Here is a 10,171-nt window from a genome sequence, read left to right as displayed (position 1 = left end):
CATCTAAATAAGGAGTTTCATCTTTAGTTTCTACAATTTCTTTAGTTTTTATTATTCTTACACCATCATAAAATCCAAGTGTATCATAAGATTTAAATATTGTGTTTATATTATCAGAGTCAATAATTTCACCTACGAAGAAATTCTCAAGATTTTCATCTACATAAATTTCATACAGTACATTTTTCTTTAGCATATCTTCCTCCATTTATTTTAATTTTAAATATGATAAAAATCAAAAAATCTAGGCAAATAAATTAAATGTATTTTTTTCATAAATATTACTAGAGCTTAAGTAATATTATGCTGATAATATACCATAAATTTTCTTGAAAATCAATCAATATATTATATGTATTTTTTTGCAATAAGATATATTAAATTAATGATTTTAAAAGATGTTGAAATATATACTTTTTTACTTGAAAAAAAATCAAATCAAGGTATACTTTAGTATAAATAATGAAAGGTGTGATTAATATGGAAGTTTTAGCAATGATACTTGCAGGTGGAAGAGGATCGAGATTAGATATTCTTTCTGAAGAAAGAGTTAAACCTAGTGTTCCATTTGCAGGAAAATTTAGAATTATTGATTTTACTTTAAGTAATTGTTCAAATTCAGGTATATATGATGTAGCTCTTCTTACTCAATATTTACCTTTATCATTAAATGAACATATAGGTTCAGGGAAACCATGGGATTTTGATAGACGTGATTCAAGTATTACACTTTTACAACCTCATGAAACATTAAATGGACAATCATGGTATCAGGGAACAGCTGATGCTATAAGACAAAATTTAAAGTTTATAAAAAGTAAAAATCCTAAATATGTGTTAATACTTTCAGGAGATCATATATATAAGATGAATTATTCTTGGATGTTAGATGAGCATAAAAAGAATAATGCAGAGCTTACAATAGCAGCTATAAATGTGCCAATGGAAGAAGCTTCAAGATTTGGTATATTTGAGGTTGGTGAAAATAAAAAGATTTTAAGTTTTGAGGAAAAACCAGAAAATCCAAAAAGTAATTTTGCCTCTATGGGTATATATATATTTAATACAGAAACATTAATTAAGTATATAGAAGAATCAGAAATATTAGATTTAGATTTTGGAAAGCATATAATACCTAAAATGATAAAAGAGGAAAGAAAAGTATTTATTCATTGCTATAATAGTTATTGGATGGATGTAGGAACTTATGATTCATATTTAGAAGCTAATCTTCATCTAATAAAAAAATCAGAAGAAGTTGGTATAGATCTTTATGATAAAAATTGGAAAATATATACTCGTAGTGAAGATATGGCTCCAGTTAGAATAGGAATAACTGGAAGTGTTTTTAATTCCTTGATATGTAATGGATGTAAGATAGAAGGTCGTGTAGAAAATTCAGTTCTTGGACCTGGAGTAACTGTAAGAAAAGGTGCATCTATTAGAAATAGTATAGTATTTTCCGGTACATATATAGATGAAAATACTCATCTTGAAACAGTTATTATAGATAAAAATGTATATATTGGAAAAAATTCAGTAATAGGTTATGGGAATAATTATACTCCTAATATTGAAAAACCAGATCTTTTGAGTAAAGGGATAAGTGTTATAGGAAAAGGTGCACATATTGCTGATGGTACACTTATAGGAAGAAATGTTAGAATATTTGCATATGCTAATATATCTGATGAGGGACAACATATAGCGAGTGGTCAAACAATAAAAAAATAAAAAAGAGGGAAAATAATGAAAATAGTATATTTAGCATCTGAAGTATATCCTTTTTTTAAAACAGGAGGACTTGCAGATGTAATGTATTCTTTACCTAAAGAAATTTCTAAAAATGGTCATGATGTTACGGTTATAATGCCTAAATATGATAAAATTCCATTAAAATATTTAGAAAAAATAGTATATATAGATAGCATAGAAATAAATGGTGAAATAATCAATTTAGTTAAGTATCCAGATGAAAATATAAACTATTTATTTATAGAAAATAGAACATATTTTGAAAGAGGTAGAGTATACGGAGATTTAGATGAAGATTATCAATACGCCTTATTTTCTGAAGCAGTTTTAATGTTTTTGAAAAGACAAAATATACAAGCAGATATATTGCATTGTAATGATTGGCAAACTGGACCAGTAGCATATTTTTTAAAGGAAAGATATAAGAAAAATGATCCATTTTATTGGGATATGCGTGTAGTATATACTATACACAATTTGATGTATCAAGGAAGATTTAATAATTATTCATTTGACAGGTTAGGATATTATAGAGAAAGTGAAAGATTAAATTTTATGGAAATTGGTATTTCTTATGCAGATATAGTTAATACTGTAAGTCCTAGTTATGCTAAAGAAATTGCTTTTCCATATTTTGCAGAAGGTTTAGAGTGGATTACTTCATATAAGCATATATATGGTGTATTAAATGGAATAGATGTAAGTTTATATAATCCAATGAATACTAAAGGTGTTATTCCTTTTGATATAGAAAATTTAGATGGGAAAAAAGAAAATAAAAGAAAATTACAAGAAAAATTTGATTTTGAAAAAAAAGATGATATTTTAATAGGTCTTGTTTCAAGATTAGTTGAAGGTAAGGGATTAGATATAGTAAGTGCTAGAATAGAAGAAATATTGAAGCATGATTCTGTTCAAGTTATATTTTTAGGTTCTGGGTCAAAAGAATATGAAGATTATTATAGATATCTTGAATATCAGTATCCAAATAAATTTAAAGCATATATAGGTTATTCTGAAGAAGTTGCTAATTTAATATATGCTGGTTCAGATTTATTTTTAATGCCTTCAAGATATGAGCCTTGTGGCTTATCTCAAATGATAGCAATGCGTTATGGAACAATTCCTTTAGTAAGAGAAACTGGAGGTTTGAGAGATAGTGTAAAAGCATATAATTTTGAAAATGATGAAGGTAATGGATTCAGCTTTTTAAACTTTAATGCAGATGATATGTTATACACAATAAGATATGCAGAATATGTATATTATGATAGAAAAGATATATGGAATAAATTGGTTAAAAGAAATATGAATATAGATAATTCATGGACTAAATCAGCTAAAGAATATGAAAAATTATACTTTGAAGCAAAAAAAACACCTTAAAAATTTAAATGATATACATCTTTCATAAAAGGTGTATATTTTTATTTTTTAATAAAAATTTAATGAATTGATTTTGAGGTTTTATTTATGGTATAATATCATAAAAAAGAAAGGAAAATTTATGTTAGAAGAAATAAAAGAATTAATAATAGAACAATTAGATGTTGAAAGTGGAGAAATTACTTTAGAATCAAAGTTTGTTGAAGATTTAGGAGCAGATTCATTAGATTTAATGGAGCTTGCATCAAGTTTTGAAGAAAAGTATGAAGTTGCCATAGATAAAGAAGAATTAAAAAAAATAGTTAAAGTAGGAGATATAGTAGAATTAATTAAGATTAAGAAAGGATAAAAATGAATAATAATGATAAATTTTTGGAATTACAGGAAAAAATAGGCTATAAATTCAAAAATATTAAATTACTATATGAAGCTTTTACTCATAGATCATATATAAATGAACATTCTTATCCAAATGCTAAAGATAATGAAAGACTTGAGTTTTTAGGTGATTCTGTTATGAATTTAATGACTACGGAATATATATATAAAAGGCATTATAAACGGAATGAAGGAGAATTATCTAAAATAAAAAGTCAAATAATAAGTGAAGCTGTATTTGCAACTATAGCTCGTGATTTAGAATTAGGTAAATATATTTTTTTGAGTAATGGAGAAATAAATAGTGGTGGTAGAGAAAGAAATTCTATTTTAGGTGATGTTTTTGAAGCTTTAGTAGGTGCCGTGTTTGAAGACACAGATTTTGAAACTACAAAGTCTATATTTTTGAAATTATTGATAGAAAAAGCTGAAAATTTAGATCAAATAGAAGGTGTTTTAGATTATAAAACAGAATTACAAGAATTAACTCAAATGAAGTATAAAACAATACCTGTATATGAGTTAGTTTCTGAAAGTGGACCAGATCACGATAAACGTTTTGAAATATCTGTAAAGATTGGTGATAAAATATATGGTTTATCTACAGCTAAAAGTAAAAAATCTGCAGAGAAGTTAGCAGCTAAAATAGCTATTGAAAATATAAAAGGAGAATAAATGGATAAAAAGGTAATATATCCTGGAAGTTTTGATCCAATAACTAAGGGTCATTTAGATATAATAAAAAGAATATCTAGTTTATTTAATAAGGTTATTATAGGGGTTTTTATAAATTCATCTAAAAATCAATGGTTTGATATAGATGAAAGAGTAAATTTAATAAAAAAAGTTCTTGAAAGTGAAGGGATAAAAAATGCTGAGGTAGTACAATTTTCAGGACTTTTAGTTGATTATATAGAAAAAGAAAATATAGATATACTTGTAAGAGGGTTAAGAGCGGTATCTGATTATGAATATGAACTTCAAATTAATTTAGTTAATAAAAGTTTAACTAATAGTAATTTTGAAACTATATTTTTAACGGCTTCAAGAAAGTATCTTTATTTAAGTTCAAGTATTGTAAAAGAAATTGCCTTAAATAAGGGTAATCTTCAACAGTTTATACCGGAAGTAATTATAAGTGATATAGAAAAAAGAGCAGATGATATAAATGGCAGAAAAAAAGAAAATTAAATATGTTTGTAGTGATTGTGGATTTATTATATCTAAATGGATGGGTAAATGTCCAAATTGTGATTCTTGGGGAACTATTGATGAAGAATTTGAATTTAAAATATCTACAACAAGTTTAAAAAAAGAAGCTCAAAAACCTATTAAAATAAATGAAATTAAATTTGAAAAAGATTTTAGGACAAAAACTAAATATGAAGAATTTGACAGAGTTTTAGGTGGAGGACTTACTCATGGAGAAGTTGTTTTAATAACAGGTAATCCAGGTATAGGAAAGTCAACATTTCTATTACAATTATCAAATGAATATGCTAAAAAATCTAAAGTTTTATATATATCTGGAGAAGAATCAAGTAAACAAATTAAAGAGAGAGCTATGAGGATTAATGTTAATTCTAATGAACTTTATCTTTTAAGTGAATCTTCTCTTGAAATTATAGAAGAAACAATTATTAAAGAGAAACCTAAAATTGTAATTATCGATTCTATACAAACTATATTTTCTGAAGCTACTAATTCAGTTCCAGGTAGTGTTAGTCAAATTAGGGATTGTAGTATTAAATTGATAGATATAGCTAAAACTAATGATATTTCTTTTTATATAGTAGGTCATGTTACTAAAGATGGGAAACTTGCAGGTCCTAAGTTATTAGAACATATGGTAGATGCTGTTTTATCATTTGAAGGTGATGAAAATAATTTTTATAGAATAGTAAGAAGTACTAAAAATAGATATGGTTCAACTAATGAAATTTCAATTTTTGAAATGCGTGAAGATGGCATAAATGAGATTAAAAATACATCTGAATTCTTTATATCTGAAAGAGAAGAAAAAAATGTGGGAAGCATAATAACTAGTTCTATTGAAGGAAGTCGTGTTATGTTATTTGAAATACAGACATTATCTAATCATATAAAATTCGGAATACCTAAAAGAATAGTTAATGGGTATGATAAAAATAGGATAGAAATATTAATAGCGGTAATGTCTAAATTATTTGATATGGATCTTTTATCAGATGATGTATATATAAATATACCTGGTGGGTTAGAGATAGATGATACAGCTGCAGATTTAGCTATAGTTTTATCTTTGTTATCTACTGTTAAAGGAATATATATTAGTCAAAAGATAGCTGCGATTGGTGAAATTGGTTTAAGAGGAGAGTTAAGAAAAGTTTCGTTTATAAAGAAAAGAATTAAAGAGTTAGAAAAATTAGGGTTTTCAGGTGTATATTTACCTAAGGCTCATAGTTTAGAACTTGAAAATTTTGAAACTAAGTTAAAATTAAACTATATTAATAATATAAATGAATTATCAGAAAGGTTGTGAGATAATGCCTAAAAAAGAAAGTGATAAAATTAAGGAAAGTATATTTAAGTTAATTGCACCAGGTCAACCTTTAAGAATGGCAATAGAAAGAATACAAGAAGCTTCACTTGGTGGACTTTTAGTATTTAGTTCATTAGAAGATATAGAAAAATTTGTAGATGCTGGATTTGATTTACATACAAATTTTTCTCCTCAAAAAGTATATGAACTAGCTAAGATGGATGGTGCTGTATTAATATCAGAAGATCTTAAAACTATATACGGTGCAAATATTCAATTACAACCAAATAAAGAAGTATTTACAGATGAAAGTGGGACGAGACACAGAACGGCACATAGAATGGCACAAATAACTAATAAATTAGTTATTACAATATCTGAAAGAAGAAAAAGGGTCACAGTTTTTAAAGGTAAGTTTAAATATACATTAGACCTTATAGGAGATCTTTTGATTAAGTCATCACAAGCTATCATGTCTCTTGAAAAGTATGCTATTTCTGTTAATAAATATTTAGATGATTTATTTGAATCAGAAATAGAAAATACTGTAATATTAGAAGAAGTTTTAGATGGGCTTAGATATTTTTATTTAATGTTTACTATGGATAAAGAAATTAAACAATACATAATGGAATTAGGGAATGAAGGTAGACTTTTAGAACTACAACATTATGAAATAATGGCTAATCAAAAAACTGCATTTAATAATTTTGTTAAAGACTATGTGGCAAATGATATAAAAAATGTGGAACATGTTTTTAATGTTTTAATGGAACTTGAAAAAGATGAAATAAGAGATGATGCTAAAATGGCAAAAATATTAGGATATGATTTAAAACAAAGAATGATAGATGAAAATATATCACCTAAAGGTTATAGAATATTAAGTGAAGTAAATAAATTAACTAAAAAAGATGTAGAAAATATAGTTGAAAAGTTTAAAACTTTAAACGATATATTTAATGCTAATTATGATGATATATATAGTATAAAGGGTATGGGTAAATTTAAAACTGATAGAGTTTTAAAATTGAAAGATAAATATAAAAAAATATTTTTATAGGAGTATTAATGGAGTTTTATAAAAAATTAATAATTAAAATTCTTGAGAGAAGTATTGTAGGTAATGATGATCCTATTTTGAAAAAATTAAAAAATAATATAGATTTAAATCAAGAAGAAAGAAGATATTTAGAAGAATTATTAGATAGTATAATATAGGGAGTGAAATGTATGAATTTAGTTACAAAAGGAATATACCCAGAAAAGGTTTTAGGTTTTTTTGAAGAAATATCAAAAATTCCTAGAGGTTCTGGTAAGGAAAAACAAATAAGTGATTGGTTAGTTAAATTTGCGAAAGATAGAAATTTAGAAGTTTATCAAGATTCTGTTAATAATGTAATAATAAAAAAAGAAGCTACAAAAGGTTATGAAAAATATGCTCCTTTAATACTTCAGGGACATATGGATATGGTTTGGGAAAAAAATAAGGATGTAGATTTTGATTTTGAAAAAGAAGGTATTAAATTAAAAATTGAAGATGGTTATTTAAAAGCAAAAGGGACTACACTAGGAGCAGATAATGGTATAGCCATTGCTTATGGACTTGCTATACTTGATTCAGATGATATAAAACATCCAAAACTTGAAATCCTTATAACAACTGATGAAGAAGTTTCTATGACAGGTGCTCAAAATTTAGATATGAGTTTACTTGAAGGTAAAAAAATGATAAATTTAGATACTGAAGAAGTTGGGAAAATATATGTTAGTAGTGCAGGTGGAGCAACAATTAAGTTAAGAAGTAAAGTTGAAACTTTAAATTTAGATAAAGAAGATAAAGTTTATTTAATTGAAATTTTAGGTCTTCAAGGAGGTCATTCTGGAGCAGAAATTCATTTAAATTTAGGAAACTCTATTAAAATATTATCAGAAGCATTAAAACATTTAAATATAAAATATGATTTTGAATTAATAGAAATTGATGGTGGAAATAAAGATAATGCTATTCCTAGAGAAGCTCATGCTATTATAGCTACAAAAGTTGATTTAAAAGATATAAATGAAGTGTTAGAATTATACATGTCTTTAAAAAAAGATGAATTTAAAAATGAACCAGATCTTAAATATTTGTTAATCGAAGTTGAAAGAAAAGATTTAAGAAAAATTTCTACAAGAGATACTAAAAAGTTAATAGCTTTATATAATGAGTTTCCTCATGGAGTAAGAACTATGAGTAAAGAAATTAAAGGATTAGTTCAAACTTCTCTTAATTTTGGTGTTCTTAAAACAGAAATTGAAGGAAATGAAAAAGTATTTAGAATAAATTCTTTATTAAGAAGTTCAAAAATTAAAGAATTAGATGAACTTCAAGATTATTTAATTAAATTAGGTGAAAAATATGAAACTTACGGAGAAAAAGTTCCTTCATTTTATCCTTGGGAATATAGAGAAGATTCTAGTTTAAGAAAATTAAGTGAAAAAGTGTATAAAGATAAATATGGTAAAGAAATAGAAATTAAAGCTATACATGCAGGTCTTGAATGTGGTTTATTTGTTAGTAAAATGCACGATTTAGATGTTATTTCATTTGGACCAGATATATTTGGTGCTCATACACCTGATGAAAGAATGGGTCTAGATAGTGTAAAAGAAACTTGGGATTATTTAATTGAAATTTTAAAATCATATGATTTAGAGAAATAATATGGAAAATAAATTAAAGATAGATGATATTATTATAGTTGAAGGTAAAGATGATGTTACTAATCTTTCACAAGTTATAGATGCAACTATAATACCTGTCCATGGAAGTGTAGGTTTAAGTGATAAGAAACTTAATCAAATAGAAGCTCTTGCTAAAAATAATAATATTGTAATATTTACTGATCCTGATTTTACTGGTAAAAAAATAAGGGAAAAGATAAATAGAAGAATTAATAAAAATATAGTGAATATACATGTATCAAGAACGAAGGCAGATAAAGATGGTAATATTGGTGTTGAAAATATAGATAAAAATATAATATATAATATTTTTTTAGAATATTTAAATAATAAAGATAAAAAAAATACTAGAACATATACTTATACTGTATCTGATATTATAGAAAATAGATTGATGGGTAGTGAAGATTCTAAATTAAGACGTCAAATGTTAGGAGATATACTTAAAATAGGTTACTATAATTCTAAAAGTTTAATTTCAGTATTAAATGGGATGTGTTTGGATTATGATTTATTTATAAATACAATTAATATTATTAATAAAAAATTAGATTCTAAATTTAAATCAGGTATAATATTTGGTAAATTTATACCTTTTCATAAAGGACATATGAATTTTATAAATCAAGCTCTTGAATTAGTTGATAAACTTTATGTTGTCATTTGTTTTGAAAAGAATAGAGATAATGAATTGATTAAAAAATCAACTTTACCTAAATATATTTCTGAAAATGATAGATTTAATTTTATTTTTAACGAATTTAAAAATGAACCTAGAATAGAAATATTGACCTTAAGAGAAGAAGGAATAAATTATTATCCAAATGGTTGGAAAGAATGGGCAGATAGAGTTACATCTATGCTTAAAGTAAATAATGTATATATTAATTCTATATTTACAAATGAAATACAGGATAAAGAAAATTATTTGAAATATTTTACAGACAGGGAAGTATTTTCTCAAGAATTAGATGTTCACTTAATAGATAAAGAAAGAATGAAGGTTAATGTATCGGCTACTAAAATAAGAAATGATTATAATAAATTCAAAAAATATTTAACTGATTATGAATTGAAATATTTAGAAGATAAAGAATTTTAAATATTCTGTCAATTAAAAACGAAAATGTTTCAAAAAAAGTAAATTAAGAGTCCCTAAAATTTAAAAGTAAAATTTAATAATTTAGGGACTTTTAAATTAAACGTAATCAATATATGTTTCAAGTTTCTTGCTCTTTTCAAGATACTTAATAAATGATTCTCTTTTTCAAGGATGAGATATAGGAGGAATATATTTTTCTTAACTTTAACTTCAACCACATCATCAAAGTTATTAGAAACCTTTGAAATTCTTTCAACCTCTTCTAAAGAATAAATATTATCATTAACACTAGCAAACAACTT

Annotated in this window: 12 protein-coding genes; 10 read left to right on the top strand and 2 right to left on the bottom strand. The window is 25.0% G+C overall.

From position 1 onward, the window contains the following. Positions 1 to 196: hypothetical protein (locus ACWYO2_RS02995; RefSeq protein ID WP_455515016.1), on the bottom strand; the 196-nt coding region annotated here is incomplete at its 3' end. Positions 197 to 480: 284 nt separating this feature from the next. Here ACWYO2_RS02995 and ACWYO2_RS02990 point away from each other — a divergent pair. The 10 genes from ACWYO2_RS02990 to ACWYO2_RS02945 all read left to right on the top strand — a co-directional run bounded on the left by ACWYO2_RS02990 (position 481) and on the right by ACWYO2_RS02945 (position 9,869). Beyond that, positions 481 to 1,734 (top strand): glucose-1-phosphate adenylyltransferase, encoded by a 1,254-nt coding sequence (locus ACWYO2_RS02990; protein WP_455515015.1) that lies wholly within the window; start codon positions 481 to 483, stop codon positions 1,732 to 1,734. Between the two features lie 15 nt (positions 1,735 to 1,749). Continuing rightward, the gene (locus ACWYO2_RS02985) at positions 1,750 to 3,141 is read left to right on the top strand and encodes a glycogen synthase (RefSeq protein WP_455515014.1); all 1,392 of its coding nucleotides are present in this window, start codon (positions 1,750 to 1,752) and stop codon (positions 3,139 to 3,141) included. Positions 3,142 to 3,262: 121 nt separating this feature from the next. Continuing rightward, on the top strand, positions 3,263 to 3,490 hold the full coding sequence (locus tag ACWYO2_RS02980; RefSeq protein ID WP_455515013.1) for an acyl carrier protein: 228 nt from the start codon (positions 3,263 to 3,265) through the stop codon (positions 3,488 to 3,490). Between the two features lie 2 nt (positions 3,491 to 3,492). Continuing rightward, on the top strand, positions 3,493 to 4,194 hold the full coding sequence (rnc, locus tag ACWYO2_RS02975; protein WP_455515012.1) for a ribonuclease III: 702 nt from the start codon (positions 3,493 to 3,495) through the stop codon (positions 4,192 to 4,194). Continuing rightward, entirely contained in the window at positions 4,195 to 4,710 is a 516-nt protein-coding gene (gene coaD / locus ACWYO2_RS02970) for a pantetheine-phosphate adenylyltransferase (RefSeq protein ID WP_455515011.1), read from the top strand. It abuts the gene before it with no gap. Further along, positions 4,688 to 6,040: a DNA repair protein RadA gene (gene radA, locus ACWYO2_RS02965; RefSeq protein WP_455515010.1), complete on the top strand. Its 1,353-nt coding sequence runs from the start codon at positions 4,688 to 4,690 to the stop codon at positions 6,038 to 6,040. The genes coaD and radA overlap by 23 nt, the downstream gene beginning before the upstream one ends. Positions 6,041 to 6,044: 4 nt before the next feature. Continuing rightward, positions 6,045 to 7,103 carry a DNA integrity scanning diadenylate cyclase DisA gene (gene disA, locus ACWYO2_RS02960; RefSeq protein WP_455515009.1) on the top strand — a complete coding sequence of 353 codons (1,059 nt, stop codon included), beginning with the start codon at positions 6,045 to 6,047 and terminating at the stop codon, positions 7,101 to 7,103. Positions 7,104 to 7,111: 8 nt separating this feature from the next. Then, complete coding sequence (locus ACWYO2_RS02955; protein ID WP_455515008.1) at positions 7,112 to 7,261, top strand: hypothetical protein; 150 nt, start codon at positions 7,112 to 7,114, stop codon at positions 7,259 to 7,261. Positions 7,262 to 7,273: 12 nt separating this feature from the next. After that, on the top strand, positions 7,274 to 8,746 hold the full coding sequence (locus ACWYO2_RS02950; protein ID WP_455515007.1) for an aminoacyl-histidine dipeptidase: 1,473 nt from the start codon (positions 7,274 to 7,276) through the stop codon (positions 8,744 to 8,746). A 1-nt stretch (position 8,747) separates the two neighbouring features. Beyond that, positions 8,748 to 9,869 carry a DUF4093 domain-containing protein gene (locus ACWYO2_RS02945; protein ID WP_455515006.1) on the top strand — a complete coding sequence of 374 codons (1,122 nt, stop codon included), beginning with the start codon at positions 8,748 to 8,750 and terminating at the stop codon, positions 9,867 to 9,869. Positions 9,870 to 9,922: 53 nt separating this feature from the next. Here ACWYO2_RS02945 and ACWYO2_RS02940 read toward each other — a convergent pair. Beyond that, on the bottom strand, positions 9,923 to 10,171 hold a 249-nt coding region (locus ACWYO2_RS02940; protein WP_455515005.1), incomplete at its 5' end, for a hypothetical protein.

This window comes from Pseudostreptobacillus sp., from assembly GCF_977040545.1.
The sequence above is the reverse complement of the archived record's forward strand: the minus strand, read 5'-3'. Positions and strand labels throughout refer to the sequence as shown.

Excerpts from the sequence above, each read along its gene's own strand:
- ACWYO2_RS02990 (WP_455515015.1), top strand. The coding sequence starts at position 481 with ATGGAAGTTTTAGCAATGATACTTGCAGGTGGAAGAGGATCGAGATTA.
- ACWYO2_RS02985 (WP_455515014.1), top strand. The coding sequence starts at position 1,750 with ATGAAAATAGTATATTTAGCATCTGAAGTATATCCTTTTTTTAAAACA.
- ACWYO2_RS02980 (WP_455515013.1), top strand. The coding sequence starts at position 3,263 with ATGTTAGAAGAAATAAAAGAATTAATAATAGAACAATTAGATGTTGAA.
- rnc (WP_455515012.1), top strand. The coding sequence starts at position 3,493 with ATGAATAATAATGATAAATTTTTGGAATTACAGGAAAAAATAGGCTAT.
- coaD (WP_455515011.1), top strand. The coding sequence starts at position 4,195 with ATGGATAAAAAGGTAATATATCCTGGAAGTTTTGATCCAATAACTAAG.
- radA (WP_455515010.1), top strand. The coding sequence starts at position 4,688 with ATGGCAGAAAAAAAGAAAATTAAATATGTTTGTAGTGATTGTGGATTT.
- disA (WP_455515009.1), top strand. The coding sequence starts at position 6,045 with ATGCCTAAAAAAGAAAGTGATAAAATTAAGGAAAGTATATTTAAGTTA.
- ACWYO2_RS02955 (WP_455515008.1), top strand. The coding sequence starts at position 7,112 with ATGGAGTTTTATAAAAAATTAATAATTAAAATTCTTGAGAGAAGTATT.
- ACWYO2_RS02950 (WP_455515007.1), top strand. The coding sequence starts at position 7,274 with ATGAATTTAGTTACAAAAGGAATATACCCAGAAAAGGTTTTAGGTTTT.
- ACWYO2_RS02945 (WP_455515006.1), top strand. The coding sequence starts at position 8,748 with ATGGAAAATAAATTAAAGATAGATGATATTATTATAGTTGAAGGTAAA.